We start from the raw sequence: 19,991 nt of genomic DNA on the forward strand, positions 1-19,991 counted from the left end.
TTTCTCTTGGCACGGCCAGAGGCATCCGATGCAAGCAATAGCGGAAACCTATAACGACAAAGTGGTGCGCCAGTTTGCGGCAGCGACCGTGGTCTGGGGCATCGTCGGCATGGCGGTGGGTGTGTTCATCGCCGCGCAGCTGTACTGGCCGGCGCTGAACTTCGACGTGCCCTGGCTGAGCTACGGTAGGCTGCGCCCGCTGCACACCAACGCGGTGATCTTCGCCTTCGGCGGCAGCGCGCTGTTCGCCACCAGCTACCACGTCGTGCAGCGCACCTGCCACGTGCGACTGTTCTCGGACAAGCTCGCGGCCTTCACCTTCTGGGGCTGGAACGCGGTGATCGTGCTGGCGGCGATCACGTTGCCGCTGGGCATCACCCAGAGCAAGGAATACGCCGAGCTGGAATGGCCGATCGACCTGCTGATCACCATCGTCTGGGTCGCGTACGGCGCGGTGTTCTTCGGCACGATCGTCAAGCGCCGGGTCAAGCACATCTATGTCGCCAACTGGTTCTTCGGCGCCTACATCATCACCATCGCGCTGCTGCACATCGTCAACAACATGGCGATGCCGGTCAGCCTGACCAAGTCGTATTCGATGTACACCGGCGCGGTCGACGCGATGTCGCAGTGGTGGTACGGACATAACGCGGTCGGCTTCTTCCTGACCGCCGGCTTCCTGGGAATGATGTACTACTTCGTGCCCAAACAGGCCGGGCGCCCGGTGTACTCGTACCGGCTGTCGATCGTGCACTTCTGGGCGCTGATCGCCATCTACATGTGGGCCGGTCCTCACCACCTGCAGTACACCGCGCTGCCGGACTGGGCGCAGTCGCTGGGCATGGTGTTCTCGCTGGTGCTGCTGGCGCCGAGCTGGGGTGGCGCCATCAACGGCATCATGACCCTCTCGGGCGCGTGGGAAAAACTGCGCACCGATCCGATCATCAAGTTCCTGATCGTCGCCATCTCGTTCTACATGATCGCGACCTTCGAAGGTCCGATGATGTCGATCAAGACCGTCAACTCGCTGTCGCACTACACCGACTGGACCGTCGGCCACGTGCATGCCGGCGCGCTGGGCTGGGTGGCGATGATCTCGGTCGGCTCGATCTACTCGATGCTGCCGCGCCTTCTGGGCCAGCAGAGGATGTATTCGGTCAAGGCGATCGACCTGCATTTCTGGCTGCACACCGTCGGCGTGCTGCTCTACATCACCTCGATGTGGATCGCCGGCGTCATGCAGGGCCTGATGTGGCGCGCCACCAACGCCGACGGCACCCTCACCTACAGCTTCGTCGAGGCGCTCAACGCGACCTATCCGTACTACCTGGGCCGGCTCGCCGGTGGCGTGGTCGTGCTGTCGGGCATGTTCGTGATGGCCTGGAACGTGGTGCGCACCTGGCAACAGGCCAGCGACCTGGTTCCGACGCCGGTGCTTTCGCCCGGCACCGGTCCCCTCGCCGTCCCCGCCCAGCGCTGAGGTCGAAATGAGCCATTCACACGAGAAGATCGAAACCAACATCGGGCTGATGGCGGTCCTGATCGCCGTGGCGGTGTCGTTCGGCGGCCTGGCCGAGATCGTTCCGCTGATGTACCAGGCCGAGGCGGTCGAACCTTTGCCCGGCGTCAAGCCCTACCCGGCGCTGCAACTGGCCGGCCGCGACGTGTACGTGCGCGAAGGCTGCTACAACTGCCATTCGCAGATGGTGCGCACGCTGCGCTTCGAGACCGAGCGCTACGGCCACTACTCGCTGGCCGGCGAATCGGTCTACGACCGTCCGTTCCAGTGGGGCAGCAAGCGCACCGGTCCCGACCTGGCCCGCGTCGGCGGTCGTTATTCCGACGACTGGCACCGCGTGCACCTGATGAACCCGCGCGACGTCGTGCCCGAATCCAACATGCCCGGCTTCCCGTGGCTGGCGCAGAACCGCCTCGACGGCGAGGAAGTGGAGACGAAGATGCGCACGCTCCAGCGCATCGGCGATCCCTACACCGACGCCGACATCAAGGGTGCGCGCGCCGCGGTTGCCGGCAAGAGCGAACTCGATGCCGTGGTCGCCTACCTGCAGGGCCTGGGCAAGCACGCACCGAGGGGAGGCTGACATGGTGTCCGGAATCGTGACCGCAATGCTGCTGGTGCTGTTCGTCGTCGGCTGGCTGCTGGTGTGGAGTCCGCGCCGCAAGCCCGAATTCGACGCGGCCGCGCAACTGCCGCTGCAGGACCAGCACGAGGAAGACAAGGAGACGCAACGATGATGACCCAGGGCTGGTCTTGGTGGGTGATCGCCATCGTCGCGATCAACCTCGTGGGATGCGTGTGGCTGCTGTGGTGGACCGGCAAGCGTCGCCCCGGCGACCCGAAGCCGACCGACACCAGTCACTACTGGGACGGCGACATCACCGAATACAACAAGCCGTTGCCGAAGTGGTGGATCAACCTGTTCTATATCACCATCGTCTTCGCGATCGGCTACCTGATCTATTACCCAGGACTGGGTGCGTTCGCCGGCGTCTCCAAATGGACCCAGCAAAAGGAACACGCCACCGACAAGGCGCGCGACGACCAGAAGCTGGAGAAGACGTTCGCGCCGTATGCCGGCAAGTCGATCGATGTGATCGCGCGCGATCCCAAGGCGGTGGCGCTGGGACGCTCGATCTTCAACAACACCTGCGCGACCTGCCACGGTTCCTCGGCGCAGGGCGCGATCGGCTACCCCAACCTCAGCGACGACATCTGGCACTGGGGCGGTTCTCCCGACCGTGTGCTGCAGACCGTGCTAGACGGCCGCGAAGGCGTGATGCCCGAATGGGGCAAGGTGCTGACCGGCATGGGCGGCGACAACGCGGTGGACTACGTGATCGCTTACGTGCGCACGCTGTCGGCGCCGGCCAGCATGGAGAACAACTTCATGGCCGCGCAGGGCAAGAGCCTCTACAACGGCGTGTGCGTGGCCTGCCACGGCGTCGACGGCAAGGGCAACCAGGAACTCGGTGCGCCCAGCCTGGCCGACGACTATTGGCTGTACGGCAATAGCACCGAAAGCCTGCGCCAGACCATCTCCAGCGGCCGCCACGGCACCATGCCGGCGCACCGCCAGATTCTCGGCGAAACGCGCGCACGGCTGGTCGGTGCCTATGTCTGGTCGCTGTCGCACAAGCCCGGCTCCACTGCGAGCAAGGCCTCCGCAGAGCAGCAATGACCGACTTCACCGCCCCGCGTTTCGACCATCCGCCGCGCCCCATGGCGCAGCGGATCGGCGCGATCCTGTGGCCGAGCTTCTTCGCCGCATGCGTGGCGACGATGGTGTTCTTCGCCTTCGTCGACCCGCTGGCGCTGCGCGACATGACCTTCCCCGAGCTGCCGTTGACGCGCACGCTCGGCTACAGCATCGGCTTCTTCATGTTCTGGCTGGCCACCGCCGCCTCTAGCCTGTTCACCTGGATCCTGCTGCGTCCGGCGAGCCGCTTCAACCGGCCGCTGCCGCCGGAATGAGGCCCAGGCAATGAGCAAGAAGATTTCCCTGGAGTTGCTGAACGATGGCGGCAACGCGCTCTACGTCAGCGAGCGCAAGATCTACCCGCGCGACGTCGAGGGACGCTTCCAGACCTGGCGCAAGATCGCCGTGGTCGTGCTGCTTGGCATGTTCTACGTGTTCCCGTGGCTGCGCTGGGACGGCCGCCAGGCGGTGTTGTTCGACCTGCCGGCGCGCAAGTTCTACGTGTTCGGACTGAATTTCTGGCCGCAGGACTTCGTGTTCCTGGCGATGCTGCTGGTGATCGCCGGCCTGGCCTTGTTCTTCTTCACCGCCCTGGCCGGACGGCTGTGGTGCGGCTACGCCTGCCCGCAGACGGTGTGGACCGAAGTGTTCCTGTGGATGGAGCAGTGGACCGAGGGCGATCGCGGCGCGCGCATGAAGCTCGACGCCGGCCCGTGGAACCGCAACAAGATCACGCGCAAGGGCGCCAAGCACTTGTTGTGGCTGGTGTTCGCGCTGTGGACCGGCTTCACCTTCGTCGGATTCTTCACGCCGATCACCGACCTGGCCGCGCGTGCGCCATGGCAATGGGGTGGCTGGGAGACGTTCTGGGTGCTGTTCTACGCGCTGGCGACCTGGGGCAATGCCGGCTTCCTGCGCGAGCAGGTGTGCAAGTACATGTGCCCGTACGCGCGCTTCCAGAGCGCGATGTTCGACCGCAACACGCTGATCATCGCCTACGACCCGATGCGCGGAGAGCCCCGCGGACCGCGCAGGCGCGGCATGCCCAGCGTGCTCGAGCGCGCGCGCGGCCTGATCGATGCGGTCAAGGCGTACGACTACGTGTTCCGCTTCGCGCAGTCGCCCGATGCCCACGTGCAGGCGCAAGGCACCAGCGCCGTCGTCGATGCAGGGTTGACGGCGAAGCCTTTGCCGAAATTCGCCCCCGAAGAACTGGGCGACTGCATCGACTGCACCATGTGCGTGCAGGTCTGCCCGACCGGCATCGACATCCGCAACGGCCTGCAGTACGAGTGCATCGCCTGCGGCGCCTGCATCGACGCCTGCGACCAGGTCATGGAAAAGATGGGTTACCCACACGGGCTGATCCGCTATTCCACGCAGAACGCCATCGACGGCAAGCCGACCCGTGTGCTGCGCCCGCGCGTGTTCGTCTACGGCCTGCTGCTGGCCGCGTTGTGCGCCGGCTGGGCCTGGGGCGTGGGCCACCGCAGTCCGCTGATCGCCGAGGTCCTGCGCGACCGCAACGCGCTGTACCGCGAGGCCGGGGACGGCCGCATCGAGAACGGCTACACGCTGAAGCTGGTCAACAAGGACGTGAAGCCGCAACGCTTCCGCCTGAAGGTCCAAGCGCCCGCTGGCATTGCGCTGGTCGGTGGCGAGCGGATCATCGACGCACCTGCCGAGGAGGTGATGAACCTGCCGCTGACGCTGTCCGCGCCCGCCGGCGCGCATGGCAAGCAGGCGGTGACCTTCCGGGTCGAACGCGTCGACGGCAAGGCCCGAGAAGACGTGCCCTCCACTTTCTTCGGACCGATGTGATGGGAACGATGTAATGGGCGACAGGAATCCGTTGCGCATGCCGATGATGTGGCTCGTGATCGGCCTGCCGATCGCGGCAGTGGTAGGAGGTGTAGCGCTGATCGTGATCTCGCTGCGCAGCGGCAGTGTCGATGCGGTGATCGACCCGGTGGAACGCACCGCACAGATCCAGATCACCGAACTGGGTCCGGACCAGCGCGCCAGCGCGCTGAAGCTGTCGGCGGTGCTGCGCGTCGGCAAGGGCATGGTGGAACTGCTGCCTGTCAGCGGCGACTTCCCCCGCAACCAGCCGCTGACGCTGGTGCTGTCGCACCCCAGCCAGGCGGCGCAGGATCGCACCGTATCCCTGTCGCCCAGCGAACTGGGCTGGCGCGCGACGATCGACCTGCCCGCCGACCATGACTGGCTGCTGCTGTTGAAGCCGGTCGATGGCAGCTGGCGCCTGCGTGGGCGACTGCCGGTGGGACAGCAGGCGGCCCATGTGGGCCCCGCGCTGGCGCCGCAGTGATGTCATGAACGCCGCCGTCGCTGCCGACGCTCCGCTCGCCTCCGCTTGCCACCATTGCGGCGAAGCGTTGCCGGTGGACGCAGTGCTGGACGGCGCTTACGCCTACTGCTGCAACGGTTGCGCCGCCGCGTCGGCGTGGATCAGCCAGGCGGCGCTCGACGACTACTACCGGCTGCGCAACACACCCGCCGGCCGGGTCGACGCCGATCCGGCGGACTTCAGCGCCTGGGATCGCGACCTGGTACTCGCCGAGCACAGCCGCGCGGTACCCGGCGGCCGCGAGATCACCGTGCTCACCGATGCGATGCGTTGTGCCGCCTGCGCCTGGCTCGTCGATCGCGCCCTGCGACGCCATCCGGGTGTGCTCGACGCGCTCGCCAACGCCGTCACCGGCCGCATCACCGTGGCCTGGGACCCGCAGCAGGTGACGCTGTCCGTGTTGATGTCGCGGCTGGCCGCGCTCGGCTATCGCCCGTGGCTGGCGACCGGCGATGCGCGCGAGCAGGCGCAGAAACGCGAACGTCGGCGCTGGCTGATCCGGCTCGGCATCGCCGGACTCGGCGCGGTGCAGGCGATGATGTTCGCCGAAGCGCTGTACCTGGACACCGCGCAGCAGATGTCCGTGCCCACGCGCGATTTCTTCCGCTGGATCACCTTCCTGGTGTCGACACCGGTGGTGTTCTACTCCGGCTGGCCATTCCTCGAAGGCATGTGGCGCGAACTGCGCGGCCGTCGCGTTGGCATGGACACGCTGATCGCCGGCTCGACGCTGCTCGCCTACTTCGCCAGCCTGTTCGAGACGCTTCGCGGCGGGCCGCACGTCTGGTACGACGCGGCGGTGATGTTCGTGCTGTTGTTGCTGGTGGCGCGCATGTTCGAGCAGCGCGCGCGCGGCATCGCCAGCGCGCAGGTCGATGCTTTGGCGCGGGCCAGGCCGGTGCTGGCCACGCGCGAGACCGTCGACGGCGGCCGAGAACAGATTGCGCTGGGCGAGCTGGGCGCGGGCGATACCGCCTGGGTCGCCGCCGGCGAAACGGTGCCGGCCGACGGCATGCTGCTGGATCATCCGGCCGCCTTCGACGAGGCGCTGATCACCGGCGAATCCGCACCGGTACGTCGCCACCCCGGCGATACCGCACTGGCCGGCAGCGTGTGCCGCGAGCATCCGGCGCGGTTGCGCATCCTGCGCGTGGGCAGCGACACGCAGCTTTCGCAACTGACGCGCCTGGTCGAGCAGGCGCAAGGTTCACGCCCGACGTTGGCGCGCCTGGCCGATCGCATCGCCAGCGTTTTCGTGATCGCGTTGTTGCTGTGCGCATTGGCGGTATACGCGTGGTGGCACCAGCACGACCCGACGCGTGCGCTCGAAGTGACGCTGGCCGTGCTGGTGGTGAGCTGTCCCTGCGCGCTGTCCCTGGCGATTCCGGCAGCACTGACCGCGGCACACGGCGCGCTCGCGCGGATCGGCGTGCTCGGGCTGCGTGGCGATGCCCTTTCATCGCTGGCGTGTGTGGATCGCGTCGTGTTCGACAAGACCGGCACGCTCAGCCAGGGCCGACCGGAGCTGGAGTCGGTGGAGACCTTCGACCGGCTCGACCGCGACGCGGCCCTGCAGATCGCCGCCGCGCTGGAGCACGACAGCCGTCATCCGCTGGCGCATGCGTTCGCCGGCGTGGAAACACCGCTTCGCGTGGTGGCGCCGCGCACCGTGCCCGGACTGGGCGTGGAGGCGCGGATCGACGGACGCACGTGGCGACTCGGCCGCGCCGACTTTGCCGCCGGTCGCGACGACGATGGCGGGCTATGGCTCGGCGACGGCGTACGCGCGGCGGCACGGTTTGGCATTCGCGAGGCGCTGCGCAGCGATGCCGCGGCGGCGGTCGCCGCGTTGCAGGCAGACGGTCTCACTGTCGAGTTGTGCAGCGGCGATGCCGCGCCCGCGGTGCAGCGTTTCGCGCATGCGGTGGGCATCGCCGATGCCCGGGCGCGGCTGGCGCCAGAACAGAAACTCGAACACGTGCGCGAACTGCAGGCACGCGGGCACGTCGTGGCGATGGTCGGCGACGGCCTCAATGATGCGCCGGTACTGGCCGGCGCCGATGTATCGCTGGCGATGGCCGAAGGCGCGGCGTTGGCGCAGCGCGCGGCGGATTTCGTCGTCACCAGTCCATCGCTGCTGCGCATCCCGCAGGCGATGGCGCTGGCGCGGCGCACGCAGGCCATCGTGCGCCAGAACCTGGCGTGGGCGCTGGGATACAACCTGCTGGCGTTGCCATTGGCCGCCAGCGGACTGGTCACGCCGTGGCTCGCCGCCATCGGCATGGCCGCCTCGTCGCTGCTGGTCACGCTCAATGCGCTGCGGTTGTGCCGCGTTCCCTCGGCAGGAAGGAGCGCGCCATGACCATCCTGCTGTTGTTGGTACCGATCAGCCTGGTGCTGCTTGGCCTGGCCATCTGGGCGTTCGTGTGGGCCGTGCGGCGCGGGCAGTTCGACGACCTGGATACGCCGCCGCTGGACATCCTGCGCGAGGACACCGACGGCCCGCGCCCTTTGTCCGCCCAGGACGGCGGCACTGCGAACGGCAACAACACACCCGACAAGGGCAGGCTCGACGAGTGCGGGCGCGACAAGGGTCATACCGATGCCCGTTGACTGGCTCGCCCTCGGTGCCGCGCTGATCGCCGGGCTGCTCGGCGGCGTGCACTGCGCCGCGATGTGCGGCGGCATCGCCACCGGCTTTTCGGTGAATTCGAACGGATCCGCGTGGCCTGCGCTGGAAGCCAACCTCGGCCGGATCGGCGGCTACACCATCGCCGGCGCGATCGCCGGTGGCTTCGGCCACGGCATCGTCGAGGTCGCGCGCATCGAGGGTCTCGCGCTCGGGTTGCGCATGCTGGTCGGCGTGGTGCTGATCCTGGTGGCATTGCGACTGCTGGACCGAAGCGGTCGCCTGGCCTTCCTGTCGCGGCCCGGCCAGCACCTGTGGCAGGCGCTGCGCCCGTTGCAGCAACGGTTGCTGCCCGCCGACACGCACACGAAGCGGCTCGGCCTGGCGGTGCTGTGGGGTTGGCTGCCGTGCGGACTCAGCACCACGCTGCTGGCTGCAGCCTGGTTGCAGGCCAGCGCACTGAACGGCGCGTTGCTGATGCTGGCATTCGGCCTGGGCACGCTGCCGGTGATGCTGCCGCTGACCTGGAGCGGAGCCCGCCTCGGTCGCTGGCTGCAGACGCGCTGGCGCCACGCCGCGGCGATGCTGGTGCTGACGGCCGGCCTGATGACGCTGACCGCACCGTGGCTGATGCAGGTGCCGGCGTTGCATGGCCTGCTGGACGCACTAGGCTGCAGCAGCCTGCCCGCATGAATCCTCGCGATTGGATTTACCGCTGAGCGATCAGGCCCTGCGCGAGCGGCGCTCCGCCGCCTCGTCAGAATCGCCACCGTGCGCGAGACAAGCAAGTTCCTCGGCGTCGAGTATCTCCACGCGCCGGCCGACTACTGCGATCACGCCGTCGTCCTGGAGTCGCGTGAACCCGCGGCTGACGGTTTCCAGCGCCAGCCCGAGATAACGCGCAATGTCCTCGCGGCTCATCGGCAACTTGAACTGTGTGCCGGACTCGCCGATGTTGCGGAAACGCTCGGCCAGGCCGTGCAGGAACAGCGCGATGCGCTCATTCGCCTGGCGCCGCACCAGCATGCCCAGATGGTCCTGGTCGCGGCCGACGCTCTGCCCGATCACGCGCAGCAGCTGCTGTTGCAGGCTCGGCAGCTGCGAGGCGACCTCGGCCAACAGGTCGAACGGCACTTCGCAGACGTTGGCGATGGTCAGCGCCACAGCCTCGCAGCGGTGTTCGCCTGCGCCGAGTGCGTCCAGGCCGATCAGCTCGCCCGGCAGGTGGAAACCGACGACCTGTTCCTCGCCGTCCTCGCTGATGCTCACGGTCTTGAAGGCGCCATCGCGGGCCACGTACACCGCGCTCAAGGCATCGCCGGGACGGAACAGGCGTTCGCCGCGTTCGACCGGGCGGCGACGGCGCACGATCTCGTCCAGGCGCTGCAGGTCCTGCGCCCCGATGCCGGCGGGGAGGCATAGCTGCTGCAGCGAGCATTGCGCGCAGCCTCGGCGCAGGCGCGCCACGTCCAGAACCATCGATTCGCCCATGGCGCATATTTTGCCATGGATGCGATTTAGGGTTCCGTGCTGGAGCTGGCCGTGTGGGGCGAGGCCAACGGGTTATTCAGGTTCCCGGCTCCTTCATCCTTCGACTTCGGCCTGCGGCCTACGCTCAGGACGAACGGGGATAGCGGAGGCTGCGTCGGAGGCTTGAGCAGACAATTCCTATCACTTCCTGGCGACGACGGTCTTTCCCTGGGCTTAAGCGCGCCAGCGCTGAAGTCGAAGGATGGACGGGCAGGGATCCAGAATCAGTCGAGGACGGCGCGACGACCCAAGCCGCCGCGCCGATTCCCTCAAGACTTCAGGAACGCCAGCAGATCCGCATTGAGCTTGTCTTTGTGCGTATCGGTGATGCCATGCGGCGCGCCCGGATAAACGATGAGCTTGTTGTTCTTGATCAGCTTGGCCGAAGCACGCGCAGACGCGTCGATCGGCACGATCTGGTCGTCGTCGCCATGGACGATCAGCGTGGGCACGTCGAACTTCTTCAGGTCTTCGGTGAAGTCGGTTTCCGAAAACGCCTTGATCGAGTCGTAGGTGTTCTTGTGCCCGCCCATCATGCCCTGCAGCCACCAGAAGTCGATCGTGCCCTGCGACGGCTTCGCGCCGGGACGGTTGTAGCCAAAGAACGGGCCACTGGGCACGTCCTTGTAGAACTGCGCGCGGTTGTCCAACTGCGCCTTGCGCAGGCCGTCGAACACCTCGATCGGTAGTCCGCCCGGATTGGCCTGCGTCTTGACCATCAGCGGCGGCACCGCCGAGATCAGCCCGGCCTTCTTCACGCGTTTGGTGCCGTGGCGGCCAATGTAGCGCGCTGCCTCGCCACCGCCGGTGGAAAAGCCGATCACCGCGGCATCCTTGACGTCGAGATGGTCCAGCAGTTGCGCCAGGTCGTCGGCGTAATGGTCCATATCGTTGCCGTCCCACGGCTGGCTGGAACGGCCGTGGCCACGACGGTCGTGCGCGATCACGCGAAACCCGCTGTCGGCCAGGAAAATCATCTGCGATTCCCAGCTGTCCGAGCACAGCGGCCAGCCGTGGCAGAGCACGACGACCGGGCCCGATCCCCAGTCCTTGTAGTAGAGCTCGACGCCTTCTTTGGTGGTGAAAGTACTCACGGTTTGCCTCCGGGGGGCGGTGGGGGTGGGAGTGGGAGTCGTCTGCGCCGTCTCGGCCGGCGGGGACTGGGCGGTGCAGCCGGTCAGGGGCAGCACCACCCCGACCGCCATCACCGCCGCGCCGCCGGCAAGCAGCGCGCGGCGTAGTTCGTCGATCTCGGATTCATTGCGGGGCATGGCATGGCCTCACTTGATGAGGGTCGATCGGGTGCGCGGATGAGGCCGCACGGCCCGTAGGGTGGGGACGGCTGCCACGGGTGTCGTGTACCTGCGTGCGCAGCACGGACATGGGCCCGGGTCGGCTGACGCCTGACCGCATGGCACTCGCGGCGGTGCGGAACGGCTATCGCGATTTTCGGCATGCTCTTGCGGCACGCTTGGGCCGGCGAGGAGTTCCACCAGGCACGCGAACGGCATGACCAATGTCAGGCTCGCGCTGCGCGCAGACGCATCAACATGCTGGTCTTCCACGGCGTGAGATCGAAGACGCATGACCCGGATCCCCATGGCCCGCCGCATCGCCCTCGCCCTGTGGCTGCAATCGATCGTCTTCGCCGCGTGCGCACAGGACGCTTGCCTGGACCGCGCCGTAGCTGCCATCGATATCAAGGCGACAGCCGGGCAGATGGTCGTCTCGACGCTCGCACCCGACGGACGGCGTGACACGCGCGTATTGGCCGGCCATGACGCCGGCACGCGACTCGACGGCAACGAAGGCTTCCGCATCGCCAGCATCACCAAGACCTACGTCGCCGCCACCGCGCTGCGACTGGTCGAGGAAGGCAAGCTCGACCTGAAAGCGCCGATCACACGCTACCTGCCTGCGGCGTGGACCGACCTGCTGGCGAAGGACGGCTACAAGCCGCAGCAGATCACCGTGCGACATCTGCTCAGCCACACCTCGGGACTGAACGACCACGCGCAGGCGCCGCAGTTCATCGCCACGATCAAGGCCGACTCGAACACGCAATGGACCCGTGCCATCGATGTCGAGCGATTGGTGCAATGGACTGACCCGGTCGGCACGCCGGGCGAGAAGTACGCCTACTCCGACACCGGCTATGTATTGCTCGGCGCGATCATCGAACAGGTCTCCGGAAAGGACCTTGCAAAGGCCGTGCGCGGGAATCTGGGGCTGGACCCCCTGGGCCTGCCCGGCACGTATTGGGAGCGCCTGGAGCCCGCGCGTGGTCGCGAACGCGCGCATCAGTTCTTCGAGGGCATCGACACCTATGACTGGGATCCGTCGATGGATCTGTTCGGCGGCGGCGGCCTGGTCGCGACGCCGCAGGACCTGACCGTGTTCTTCGACGCATTGCTCGAAGGCCGCGTGTTCAAGAAAAAGGACACGTTGGCGCTGATGGAGTCATCCGCTGGCCTGCCCGCAGGAAGTCCCTATCGTCTCGGCCTGTTGATGTACGACTTCCATGGCATCCCGGCCGTGGGGCATTCGGGTTTCTGGGGAACGCTGGTGGTGCGCGAACCCGGCAGCGGATACACCATCGCCGGCGCGGTCACCCACCGCGAGGCGTTCGCGCAACTGAAGGACCTGGTGGACCGGTACGTGCAAAGCGTGGGCACGCCCGGCCCGACCGGGACATCGCCGGCGTGCGCCGGCGAGACCTCGGGGGCCGGATCCCGGCCTGCGCGGGGATGACGAGTGTCCGACTGACGGACGCGATGCGATTGCGTTGTCAGTCCGGCGATTTCGACAGTGGTTCGAGCACGTCGCGGCCTTCCTCCAGCAACAACCACACCAGCAGCTTGGCCGGCTTGTCCTGGCTGGCGTTGCGCGACACCAGATGCGGGATGCCGGGCTTCTCGTACCACGACTGACCGGCCTTATACGTTACCGGAGCCTCGCCCTGCAGCTGCGAGGTCACTGCTCCCTCCAACACGTAGGCATACACCGAGCCGGAATGCACGTGCGGGATCGACACCTGCCCCGGCTTGTAGCTGACCGTGACCATGACGCCGTTGCGGCCGGGCGCATCCGGCAACCGGATGTTCTGCAGCTGCGTGACCTCTTCCTGGCCCGATTCTCCTGGCCCGTGCGCCAGTGCCGGAACACTGGTTGCGAACAGCGCTGCGAGCAGCCAGACGTTTGATTTGATGATGTTCATCGAGTGCCTCACGCCGCCGGAACGGAACGAAAGCCGATCGCCAGCCGGTTCCAGCTGTTGATGGCGTTGATCGCCAGCGTCAGGTCGACACGTTCCTGTTCGCTGAACTCGCTGCTGAGCAGCTCGTAGTCGGCGTCCGGCGCATTGGTGTCGGCGATGCGGGTCAGCGCTTCGGTCCAGGCCAGCGCGGCGCGTTCGCGCGGAGTGAAAAACGGCGTCTCGCGCCAGACCGTGACCGCATACAGGCGGCGCTCGCTTTCGCCGCGCTTGCGCGCGTCGCTGCTGTGCATGTCGACGCAGTAGGCGCAGCCGTTGATCTGCGAGGCACGCAGTTTGACCAGGTCGAGCAGGCCGGGATCCAGTCCCAGTTTGTTGACGGCGCCTTCGAGCGCCAGCATCGCCTTGGCGGCATTGGGGGAAGCCTTGTAGAAGTCCAGACGCGGTTGCATGGATCACCTGTGGTGTGTGGGGGTGTAGGGACAGGCTAGTGGCGGCCGTGCGCCGCTGGGCGACCAATGCCGGGGGTTTTCGGGAGTCCAATGCGGCGCCCGGGCGAGCGTTCCGCCGTTGACACCGTTGAAGGCCGGTCCGACGATGCCCGCGCCTCCCCCTGTCGAGCGATGCACCCGAAATGGAACTGCACGTGGTCATCGAGGGCAAGCGCGGGCTGGCGGAGCAGATCTACCGGCAGATCCGCGAAGCGATCCGTTCCGGGCGCCTCGCCGCCGGCGAGCAACTGCCGCCGTCGCGCCTGCTGGCAGAACAGCTCGGCGTCTCGCGCAAGACGGTGTCGGAAGCCTACGCGCGACTCACCTACGACCAGCTGGTCACCGGTCTGGTCGGATCGGGCAGCTTCGTCGCGTCACGCCAGGTGCAGCAGGGCCACGCCCTTCAACGCGAGGACCTGGCCGGCGCCGCCATCGTCGAACACTGGCATCGCATCGACATGCCGCTCACGCACCCGATGTCCGATGCGCGCCTGCGTTATGAATACATCGGCGGCGCAACGGCCCGCGCCTTGTTTCCGCAGGAGCAATGGCGCAAGTGCTCGCTGCATGCGCTGCGCCGAACCGCCGACCTGCACGGCTTCTACGCCGACCCACAGGGGTTGTTGGCGCTGCGCGAAGCCATCCGCCGGCACATCGGCTTTTCGCGCGGTGTGACCTGCACGCCGCAGGACATCCTGGTGACCAACGGCGCGCAGCAGGCGCTGGACCTGATCGCGCGCGTGCTGGTCGAACCCGGCTGCACGGTCGCCGTCGAGGATCCCGGCTATCCCCTCGCGCACGTCCTGTTCGAGGCACAGCGCGCCCGGGTGGTCGCGGTGCCGGTGGATGCTCAGGGCATCGTCGTCGACGCCATTCCCGACGGTACGCGGCTGATCTACACCACGCCAGCGCACCAGTTCCCGCTCGGCCTGCCGATGAGCAGCGCGCGACGCCAGGCGCTGCTGGAGCGGGCGCGGGAACTCAAAGCCATCGTCATCGAGGACGACTACGACAGCGAGTTCCGGTACGAGGGCCAGCCGCTTGAACCGCTGTACACGCTGGACCGCCACGGGCTGGTGGCCTACGTGGGCACGTTCTCCAAGACCTTGTCTCCGGAGCTTCGCCTCGGCTACGTGATCGCGCCGCCGTCGTTGCAACACGCTTTGACGACCGCCAAGCAGCTCACCGACTGGCACACCACCACGACGGTACAGTGGGCGATGGCGAAATTCATCGGCGACGGCCATCTGCTTCGCCATATCCGGCGCTGCCATTCTGTGTACGGCGCGCGTCGCGAACATATCATCGCGCGCTTCCAGTCCGACCTGTCACCGTGGTTCGAGCTGGTGCCGTCGGTCGCGGGCTTCCACGTGGCCGCCCTGTGCCGTCGACCGATCAACCTGGAACTGCTGTGCCACCTCGCGCGCCGGGTGGAAGTGGGGCTGTATCCGCTGGACGAGCTGTATCGCGGCGACAACAGGCGTTCCGGCTTGCTGATGGGGTATGGCGCGATCGAGTCGCTGGACATCGATCCTTCGCTGGACCGGGTTCGCGACATCCTGATGGAGATCGCCGGCTAGGCCGCCTCCCTCTCATCGAACGCTCCAATCCGCAGTGCCTGCTGCAACCCCCAGAACAATCCGACGGTGTTGACTGCGGTGATGAAGAGGCCGACGCGGTCGACGTCCGGATAGCGCGCAACCAGGACGTAGAGCAACCAGACGAAGAACAGCGCATAGGCGCCATAGCAGGCGACCAGCGCGCGCCCGCGGGCGTAACGCGTCAGCACGAAGGCGATAACCGGTGCGTGGAAATACAGCAGCGCCCTCAGCCCACTCGCGTCGTACCAGACCGATCGGCCATCCAGGATCAGCAGCAAGGTCGCAGCGATCGCGAGCACGGCGTAGGCGCCGTTGAGCAGGCGGTACGGTAGAGCCAATGGCCGCGTCTCGATCGTGGGTTCCGAAAAAGATTGTGCCGGTGGCTGATACGGGTTGAACTCCATCGGATGCCTTCCGTTGCGGTTGTGGTGCGCTCTGCGATCAGAGCACGGTTTCAATCCCGGACACGAGTCGCCCGGCCAGCCTCGGCTGCCTGAACTGCTCGACCCACCACTCCAGCGCCCGGCCCTGGTGGTCGCCGCGCCAGGCCACGTACAGCGTGTTGGGTTCGCGCGGGTCGTCCATGCGTTTTTCGACCAGTTCGCCACGTTGCAGCAGACCGGCGACGCGCTGGCGCGGCAGCCAGCCCACGCCGAGTCCGTCGCACTGCGCCTGGATCTTCGCGCGCATGCTCGGCACCGCCAACGACGCCTGGCCGCCGAGGACGCCATAACCGCGGCCGTCGGTGCGCCGCGACGTGTCGGCGACGACGACCGATCTATGCTCCATCACCGTCGCGCGTTGCAAAGGCTCCGCGGCCTTCGCCAGCGAGTGGCGGGGCGATACCGCGAACGCCCAGTCCATCACGCCCAACTCGAACCAGCGCAGGCTGGGGATCACGGGCGGCTCGTTGGTGGCACCGACGACCAGGTCGGCGCGACCGTCGCGCAGCGCTTCCCAGGTGCCGCCGAGCACCTCATGGGTGATGCGCAGGGTGACGCCCGACTGCAACGCGTCGAAAGCGTGGATGACGGGCAACAACGTTTCGAACTCCAGGATCTCGTCGGTGACGATCCACAGCCGGTCCTCCCAGCCACCGGCCACCTGCTTCACGCGCTGCGTCAGACGCGCGACGTCCTGCATCAAACGCGCCGCCTCCTGGGCCAGCAACAGGCCGGCCGGCGTCAGTTGCAGGCGATAGCGACGGCGGTCGAACAACAACGCGTCGAACCGCTCCTCCAGCTGGCGCGCGGCGTGCGACACCGTCGACGGCGCCTTGCCCAGCCTGGCAGCGGCGCGAGACAGGCTGCCGCTCTCACGTATGGCTTCCAGCAGAGCCAATTCCTCGGGGGACAACATGTTCGACGCCTTCGAACGAGTCGGCCGGGATCATGGCACGGAAAGCCGGAGCGTCGGGAGCACGATGCTTTCAACGGCAATCCGCCGCCCCCCAGGAAGAAGCTCATGAACCGTTTCAACCACAAGACCATCCTCGTCACCGGCGGCAGCAGCGGTATCGGCCGGGCCGCCGCCAGGGCCTTCGCCGCCGAAGGCGCACGCGTGGTGATCACCGGCCGCGACGCGGCCGCGCTCGAGCAGGCCGTCGCCGGCATCGGCAACGGCGCCATCGCATTTCGCAACGACGCCGGCGACATCGGCTCGGCGAAGAAGCTGGCCGCAGACCTGAACGCCCGCGACATCCGCCTGGACGCTGTCTTCGTCAATGCCGGCAGCGCGAAGTTCTCGGCGTTCGCCGATACCAGCGAAGCGTTCTGGGACGAGCTGTTCAACACCAACGTCAAGGGTGCGTACTTCCAGTTGCAGGCGTTGCTACCGCAACTGAACGACGGAGCCTCGATCGTCATCAACGGCTCCATCAACGCCCGCATCGGCATGCCCAACACATCGGTATACGCCGCCAGCAAGGCCGCGCTGATATCGCTGGCGAAGACCTTGTCGGCGGAACTGCTGCCGCGCGGCATCCGCGTCAACGTCGTTAGTCCGGGCCCGGTCGCCACGCCGCTGTACGACAAGCTCGGCCTCGACAAGGCGGCGCTCGATGCCACCGCCGCGCAGATCCAGAGCCAGATTCCGCTCGGTCGCTTCGGCACGTCCGACGAGATCGCCGCGACCGTTCTGCATCTGTCTTCGCCCGAGTCCGGCTTCATCGTCGGCACCGAGATCGTCGCCGATGGCGGCATGAGCCAACTCTGAGGACACCGACATGTCACGTCTCGACAACAAAGTAGCCATCGTCACCGGCGCCAGTTCCGGCATCGGTCGCGCCACCGCCAAGCTCTTCGCCGCCGAGGACGCCCATGTCGTGGTCGGCGCACGCCGTGCCAGCGAACTGGACAGCCTGGTGGAAGAGATCCGAATCGCAGGCGGACAGGCCGTCGCGCTGGCCGGCGATGTCCGCTCCGAGGATTACGCCAGGGCGCTGGTCGCACTGGCCGTGGAGCGCTTCGGCCGGCTCGACATCGCCTTCAACAACGCCGGCACGCTCGGCGAATCCGGTCCCAGCACCGACGTCAGCGAAGACGGCTGGAACGAGGCGCTGGCGATCAACCTGACCGGTTCGTTCCTCGGCGCCAAGCATCAGATCGCGCAGATGCTGGTCAATGGCGGCGGCTCGGTGATCTTCACTTCGACCTTTGTAGGCCACAGCTTCGCTTTTCCCGGCGTCGCGTCCTACGCGGCGAGTAAAGCGGGGTTGATTGGACTGACCCAGGCGCTAGCTGCCGAGTTCGGCGCGCAGGGCGTCCGCGTCAACGCGGTGCTACCGGGCGCCGTGGATACCGCGATGTACCGCGACATGAACGACACGCCCGAATCGCAGGCCTTCCTGACCCGGTTGCACGCGCTCAAGCGGGTCGCAACCCCGGAGGAGCTTGCGCGTTCGGTGCTGTACCTGGCCTCTGACGAATCGTCTTTCGTCACGGGCACGGCCTCACTCGTCGACGGCGGCGCCTCCATCACGCGCACTTGATTCCGCGAGATGGGCAGTACGCGGACGGTCCGCATCGACAGACCGTCCGTTTCTCCCGATGCAGCGCGCAAGGTTACCAACCGCCTGGCTTGGCTACGCCGTGCCTGGCCAGCATCTCCTGCATCGCCTCTTCGACGACGGGCCAGTAGCTCCCGGCCCGCTCGCGGACGATGTCGGCGTGCAGCTGGAAGTGCGGCCACGCCTCCGTTGGCCGCACGATATCCAGAATAGACAGGAGCATGGCCTCCAGTGCCTGCAGATCGTCCTGGAGGACGACCGATGCGGCCGGAGTGTTGCTGCGGGACTTCCAGGTAAACATCGTGCTGTTCAATGACGACGCTGGGCCGATCCAATGAGAGGGCCAATGCTCGCGATGTCACGGTAAAGCGTGCGCGAATCGCACGCGAACAAAGAGTTATGGTTTGACTGAGGGTAAGCTCGATGCACATGTGCGCTGGCCCCACAGCAAAAGCCCCGTGGAGGTTCCGGACTCCACGGGGCGAGGGGATCAGCTTGGCAGGGCAGGCTCCATACTCGCCAGATCCTTCGCGACATCTTCCCGCATGCGATGCAGCCGTTCCCGATTCGACGCTACGCCATGGTGGCTAACAAAATGGTGACGATTACGCCACTGATAGCCGACTCGGCGGTAACTTTTCCTTAAGCCATCGTTCTGCTTCCCGGCTGGTCGCTTACCAGAGGGATCAGTGCAGCCTGCCTTTCGTCCCGCACGAGGCACGCACGCGATCTGCAACTCCGGCCCACGGCACGGTGTCGTCGCCACGAAGCTCTTCCCACGCCTCCGCCAGCAAAGGCTCTATCTCGTCCCATTCGCCGTGCAGACATTCATCGCGCGCGATTTCGAGCACCGCTTCCAACAGCATCGCTTCGCGAAGGTTGCTGGTGTTGCGCATGGTCTGTCTCTCCATTGTTGCGGACACAACCATTACCCCGCTTGTGTGCGTGGATCAACCCTCGCGCAGCAAAGAGACTGAACCGTTAAGCGTTCGACCCACTGCTGAACGATTCATCAGTACAACAGAACGTTCACGCCGTGCCCCACGATCCGCTAACGATGCGGAACGCAACCTTCCACGTTCTTCATACGATCCACTTAAGAGGAGCACGTCATGGCCAATCCGGAATCCAGAGCCTTCAATCGCGATCCCATCACCGGCAAGCCGGGCTCCCATCCGGTAGGTGTGGGGCTCGGCGGTGTCGGCGGCGCGGCAGTGGGCGCTTTCATCGGCGCACTGGGCGGACCGATCGGCATGCTGATCGGCGGAAGCATCGGCGCCGTGGCAGGCGCGGCCGCCGGCAAGGGGCTGGCCGAATCGATCGACCCCACCTTGGAAACCGAGTACTGGCGCACCAGCTACGCCACACGCCCGTACTATGACGCGAAATACGATTACGACACTGACTACGGTCCCGCATATGCCTATGGCGCCACCGCGCGCGGCCGCTACGGCGACCGCGTCTGGGATGATGGTTTGCGCAACGAGCTGCGCCGCGACTGGGAAAAGTCGAAGGCCAAGTCGAGGCTGAGTTGGGAGCAGGCCGAGGACGCGGTGCGCGATGCGTGGGATCGCAGCGACCGTACCTATCGAGCCTACGAGACCGGGGATCGGTACTACCAGTCGAGCTTCGACCGCGCCAGCTATCGCGATCCGTCCGCGACGTTCGACGACTATCGCCCGGCGTACCGCTATGGATTGCACGCCAGGAGCCACTACGGCGACCGCGATTGGGACGACGAGCTCGAGAACGACCTGTCGCGCGGATGGGATCGGGTGAAAGGCGAGTCGCGTCTGGGTTGGGACAAGGCCAGGGAGGCCACCCGCGACGCCTGGCATAGCGCCGAGCGCGCCATTCCTGGTGATTTCGACCGCGACGGTCGTTGAATCGACTGTCGTTGGATTGCGGCTTTTCGGTTTCAAACCGAGGTACG

The 19,991-nt window shown here is 66.6% G+C and carries 23 protein-coding genes; 15 read left to right on the plus strand and 8 right to left on the minus strand.

Going from position 1 to position 19,991, the window contains the following annotated elements; translation table 11 throughout:
- Nucleotides 1-28: 28 nt before the first annotated feature.
- Genes ccoN through J2X06_RS13425 form a run of 10 tightly spaced genes read left to right on the plus strand, consistent with a single transcriptional unit; the run spans nt 29 to nt 8,908 of the window.
- Nucleotides 29-1,480, plus strand: a complete 1,452-nt coding sequence (gene ccoN / locus J2X06_RS13380; protein WP_310063185.1) for a cytochrome-c oxidase, cbb3-type subunit I — start codon at nt 29-31, stop codon at nt 1,478-1,480.
- Between the two features lie 7 nt (nt 1,481-1,487).
- Nucleotides 1,488-2,102, plus strand: coding sequence for a cytochrome-c oxidase, cbb3-type subunit II (gene ccoO / locus J2X06_RS13385; RefSeq protein ID WP_310063187.1), 615 nt, complete (start codon nt 1,488-1,490; stop codon nt 2,100-2,102).
- A gap of 1 nt (nt 2,103) precedes the next feature.
- Nucleotides 2,104-2,256 carry a cbb3-type cytochrome oxidase subunit 3 gene (locus tag J2X06_RS13390; protein WP_310063189.1) on the plus strand — a complete coding sequence of 51 codons (153 nt, stop codon included), beginning with the start codon at nt 2,104-2,106 and terminating at the stop codon, nt 2,254-2,256.
- Entirely contained in the window at nt 2,253-3,200 is a 948-nt protein-coding gene (gene ccoP, locus J2X06_RS13395; RefSeq protein WP_310063191.1) for a cytochrome-c oxidase, cbb3-type subunit III, read from the plus strand. Before J2X06_RS13390 ends, ccoP begins: the two co-directional genes overlap by 4 nt.
- A complete protein-coding gene (locus J2X06_RS13400) occupies nt 3,197-3,493 on the plus strand; it encodes a hypothetical protein (RefSeq protein ID WP_310063193.1) in 297 nt (98 codons plus the stop codon). The genes ccoP and J2X06_RS13400 overlap by 4 nt, the downstream gene beginning before the upstream one ends.
- A gap of 10 nt (nt 3,494-3,503) precedes the next feature.
- The gene (locus tag J2X06_RS13405; RefSeq protein WP_310063195.1) at nt 3,504-5,039 is read left to right on the plus strand and encodes a 4Fe-4S dicluster domain-containing protein; all 1,536 of its coding nucleotides are present in this window, start codon (nt 3,504-3,506) and stop codon (nt 5,037-5,039) included.
- A gap of 13 nt (nt 5,040-5,052) precedes the next feature.
- Nucleotides 5,053-5,547, plus strand: coding sequence for a FixH family protein (locus J2X06_RS13410; RefSeq protein ID WP_310063196.1), 495 nt, complete (start codon nt 5,053-5,055; stop codon nt 5,545-5,547).
- Nucleotides 5,548-5,551: 4 nt separating this feature from the next.
- The gene (locus J2X06_RS13415) at nt 5,552-7,948 is read left to right on the plus strand and encodes a heavy metal translocating P-type ATPase (protein ID WP_310063197.1); all 2,397 of its coding nucleotides are present in this window, start codon (nt 5,552-5,554) and stop codon (nt 7,946-7,948) included.
- Nucleotides 7,945-8,199, plus strand: coding sequence for a cbb3-type cytochrome oxidase assembly protein CcoS (gene ccoS, locus J2X06_RS13420; protein WP_310063199.1), 255 nt, complete (start codon nt 7,945-7,947; stop codon nt 8,197-8,199). The genes J2X06_RS13415 and ccoS overlap by 4 nt, the downstream gene beginning before the upstream one ends.
- The gene (locus J2X06_RS13425) at nt 8,189-8,908 is read left to right on the plus strand and encodes a sulfite exporter TauE/SafE family protein (RefSeq protein WP_310063201.1); all 720 of its coding nucleotides are present in this window, start codon (nt 8,189-8,191) and stop codon (nt 8,906-8,908) included. Before ccoS ends, J2X06_RS13425 begins: the two co-directional genes overlap by 11 nt.
- Nucleotides 8,909-8,938: 30 nt before the next feature.
- Here the strand turns inward: J2X06_RS13425 and fnr are convergent, their stop codons facing one another.
- A complete protein-coding gene (gene fnr, locus J2X06_RS13430) occupies nt 8,939-9,706 on the minus strand; it encodes a fumarate/nitrate reduction transcriptional regulator Fnr (RefSeq protein ID WP_310063202.1) in 768 nt (255 codons plus the stop codon).
- Between the two features lie 308 nt (nt 9,707-10,014).
- Nucleotides 10,015-11,016, minus strand: coding sequence for an alpha/beta fold hydrolase (locus tag J2X06_RS13435; protein ID WP_310063204.1), 1,002 nt, complete (start codon nt 11,014-11,016; stop codon nt 10,015-10,017).
- Nucleotides 11,017-11,329: 313 nt separating this feature from the next.
- Between J2X06_RS13435 and J2X06_RS13440 the strand changes: the two genes are divergently transcribed.
- Nucleotides 11,330-12,496 carry a serine hydrolase domain-containing protein gene (locus J2X06_RS13440; RefSeq protein ID WP_310063206.1) on the plus strand — a complete coding sequence of 389 codons (1,167 nt, stop codon included), beginning with the start codon at nt 11,330-11,332 and terminating at the stop codon, nt 12,494-12,496.
- A gap of 37 nt (nt 12,497-12,533) precedes the next feature.
- Here J2X06_RS13440 and J2X06_RS13445 read toward each other — a convergent pair whose 3' ends face one another.
- On the minus strand, nt 12,534-12,962 hold the full coding sequence (locus J2X06_RS13445) for a cupin domain-containing protein (RefSeq protein WP_310063207.1): 429 nt from the start codon (nt 12,960-12,962) through the stop codon (nt 12,534-12,536).
- Nucleotides 12,963-12,970: 8 nt separating this feature from the next.
- Nucleotides 12,971-13,411, minus strand: coding sequence for a carboxymuconolactone decarboxylase family protein (locus J2X06_RS13450; protein WP_310063208.1), 441 nt, complete (start codon nt 13,409-13,411; stop codon nt 12,971-12,973).
- Nucleotides 13,412-13,593: 182 nt separating this feature from the next.
- On the opposite strand from J2X06_RS13450, the gene J2X06_RS13455 reads away from it, so the two are divergent.
- On the plus strand, nt 13,594-15,030 hold the full coding sequence (locus J2X06_RS13455) for a PLP-dependent aminotransferase family protein (protein WP_310063209.1): 1,437 nt from the start codon (nt 13,594-13,596) through the stop codon (nt 15,028-15,030).
- On the opposite strand, the gene J2X06_RS13460 is transcribed toward J2X06_RS13455, so the two are convergent.
- Both J2X06_RS13460 and J2X06_RS13465 read right to left on the minus strand, forming a co-directional pair.
- Nucleotides 15,027-15,389 carry a hypothetical protein gene (locus tag J2X06_RS13460; RefSeq protein ID WP_310063210.1) on the minus strand — a complete coding sequence of 121 codons (363 nt, stop codon included), beginning with the start codon at nt 15,387-15,389 and terminating at the stop codon, nt 15,027-15,029. The two genes, J2X06_RS13455 and J2X06_RS13460, sit on opposite strands and share 4 nt — an antisense overlap.
- Before the next feature lie 103 nt (nt 15,390-15,492).
- Entirely contained in the window at nt 15,493-16,410 is a 918-nt protein-coding gene (locus J2X06_RS13465) for a LysR family transcriptional regulator (RefSeq protein ID WP_310063211.1), read from the minus strand.
- Nucleotides 16,411-16,515: 105 nt separating this feature from the next.
- Between J2X06_RS13465 and J2X06_RS13470 the strand changes: the two genes are divergently transcribed.
- Nucleotides 16,516-17,265 carry an SDR family oxidoreductase gene (locus tag J2X06_RS13470; RefSeq protein WP_310063212.1) on the plus strand — a complete coding sequence of 250 codons (750 nt, stop codon included), beginning with the start codon at nt 16,516-16,518 and terminating at the stop codon, nt 17,263-17,265.
- Nucleotides 17,266-17,275: 10 nt separating this feature from the next.
- Nucleotides 17,276-18,040 carry an SDR family oxidoreductase gene (locus J2X06_RS13475; protein WP_310063213.1) on the plus strand — a complete coding sequence of 255 codons (765 nt, stop codon included), beginning with the start codon at nt 17,276-17,278 and terminating at the stop codon, nt 18,038-18,040.
- A gap of 73 nt (nt 18,041-18,113) precedes the next feature.
- Here the strand turns inward: J2X06_RS13475 and J2X06_RS13480 are convergent, their stop codons facing one another.
- Together J2X06_RS13480 and J2X06_RS13485 are read right to left on the minus strand one after the other, a co-directional pair.
- The gene (locus tag J2X06_RS13480; protein ID WP_310063214.1) at nt 18,114-18,359 is read right to left on the minus strand and encodes a hypothetical protein; all 246 of its coding nucleotides are present in this window, start codon (nt 18,357-18,359) and stop codon (nt 18,114-18,116) included.
- 385 nt (nt 18,360-18,744) lie between these two features.
- On the minus strand, nt 18,745-18,954 hold the full coding sequence (locus J2X06_RS13485) for a hypothetical protein (protein ID WP_310063215.1): 210 nt from the start codon (nt 18,952-18,954) through the stop codon (nt 18,745-18,747).
- Between the two features lie 216 nt (nt 18,955-19,170).
- On the opposite strand from J2X06_RS13485, the gene J2X06_RS13490 reads away from it, so the two are divergent.
- Entirely contained in the window at nt 19,171-19,944 is a 774-nt protein-coding gene (locus J2X06_RS13490; RefSeq protein WP_310063217.1) for a hypothetical protein, read from the plus strand.
- The last annotated feature ends 47 nt before the right edge of the window (nt 19,945-19,991 follow it).

Source organism: Lysobacter niastensis, from assembly GCF_031457115.1.
Classification (GTDB): domain Bacteria; phylum Pseudomonadota; class Gammaproteobacteria; order Xanthomonadales; family Xanthomonadaceae; genus Lysobacter_J; species Lysobacter_J niastensis_A.

What these genes read in the sequence shown, in the direction of transcription:
- J2X06_RS13470 (WP_310063212.1), top strand. Translation starts at nt 16,516, where the DNA reads ATGAACCGTTTCAACCACAAGACCATCCTCGTCACCGGCGGCAGCAGC.
- J2X06_RS13390 (WP_310063189.1), top strand. Translation starts at nt 2,104, where the DNA reads ATGGTGTCCGGAATCGTGACCGCAATGCTGCTGGTGCTGTTCGTCGTC.
- J2X06_RS13490 (WP_310063217.1), top strand. Translation starts at nt 19,171, where the DNA reads ATGGCCAATCCGGAATCCAGAGCCTTCAATCGCGATCCCATCACCGGC.
- J2X06_RS13425 (WP_310063201.1), top strand. Translation starts at nt 8,189, where the DNA reads ATGCCCGTTGACTGGCTCGCCCTCGGTGCCGCGCTGATCGCCGGGCTG.
- J2X06_RS13465 (WP_310063211.1), bottom strand. Translation starts at nt 16,410, where the DNA reads ATGTTGTCCCCCGAGGAATTGGCTCTGCTGGAAGCCATACGTGAGAGC.
- J2X06_RS13455 (WP_310063209.1), top strand. Translation starts at nt 13,594, where the DNA reads ATGGAACTGCACGTGGTCATCGAGGGCAAGCGCGGGCTGGCGGAGCAG.
- J2X06_RS13405 (WP_310063195.1), top strand. Translation starts at nt 3,504, where the DNA reads ATGAGCAAGAAGATTTCCCTGGAGTTGCTGAACGATGGCGGCAACGCG.
- J2X06_RS13480 (WP_310063214.1), bottom strand. Translation starts at nt 18,359, where the DNA reads ATGTTTACCTGGAAGTCCCGCAGCAACACTCCGGCCGCATCGGTCGTC.
- J2X06_RS13485 (WP_310063215.1), bottom strand. Translation starts at nt 18,954, where the DNA reads ATGCGCAACACCAGCAACCTTCGCGAAGCGATGCTGTTGGAAGCGGTG.
- J2X06_RS13450 (WP_310063208.1), bottom strand. Translation starts at nt 13,411, where the DNA reads ATGCAACCGCGTCTGGACTTCTACAAGGCTTCCCCCAATGCCGCCAAG.
- J2X06_RS13440 (WP_310063206.1), top strand. Translation starts at nt 11,330, where the DNA reads ATGACCCGGATCCCCATGGCCCGCCGCATCGCCCTCGCCCTGTGGCTG.
- ccoS (WP_310063199.1), top strand. Translation starts at nt 7,945, where the DNA reads ATGACCATCCTGCTGTTGTTGGTACCGATCAGCCTGGTGCTGCTTGGC.
- J2X06_RS13445 (WP_310063207.1), bottom strand. Translation starts at nt 12,962, where the DNA reads ATGAACATCATCAAATCAAACGTCTGGCTGCTCGCAGCGCTGTTCGCA.
- ccoO (WP_310063187.1), top strand. Translation starts at nt 1,488, where the DNA reads ATGAGCCATTCACACGAGAAGATCGAAACCAACATCGGGCTGATGGCG.
- J2X06_RS13415 (WP_310063197.1), top strand. Translation starts at nt 5,552, where the DNA reads ATGAACGCCGCCGTCGCTGCCGACGCTCCGCTCGCCTCCGCTTGCCAC.
- J2X06_RS13410 (WP_310063196.1), top strand. Translation starts at nt 5,053, where the DNA reads ATGGGCGACAGGAATCCGTTGCGCATGCCGATGATGTGGCTCGTGATC.
- J2X06_RS13435 (WP_310063204.1), bottom strand. Translation starts at nt 11,016, where the DNA reads ATGCCCCGCAATGAATCCGAGATCGACGAACTACGCCGCGCGCTGCTT.
- fnr (WP_310063202.1), bottom strand. Translation starts at nt 9,706, where the DNA reads ATGGGCGAATCGATGGTTCTGGACGTGGCGCGCCTGCGCCGAGGCTGC.
- ccoN (WP_310063185.1), top strand. Translation starts at nt 29, where the DNA reads ATGCAAGCAATAGCGGAAACCTATAACGACAAAGTGGTGCGCCAGTTT.
- J2X06_RS13400 (WP_310063193.1), top strand. Translation starts at nt 3,197, where the DNA reads ATGACCGACTTCACCGCCCCGCGTTTCGACCATCCGCCGCGCCCCATG.
- J2X06_RS13475 (WP_310063213.1), top strand. Translation starts at nt 17,276, where the DNA reads ATGTCACGTCTCGACAACAAAGTAGCCATCGTCACCGGCGCCAGTTCC.
- ccoP (WP_310063191.1), top strand. Translation starts at nt 2,253, where the DNA reads ATGATGACCCAGGGCTGGTCTTGGTGGGTGATCGCCATCGTCGCGATC.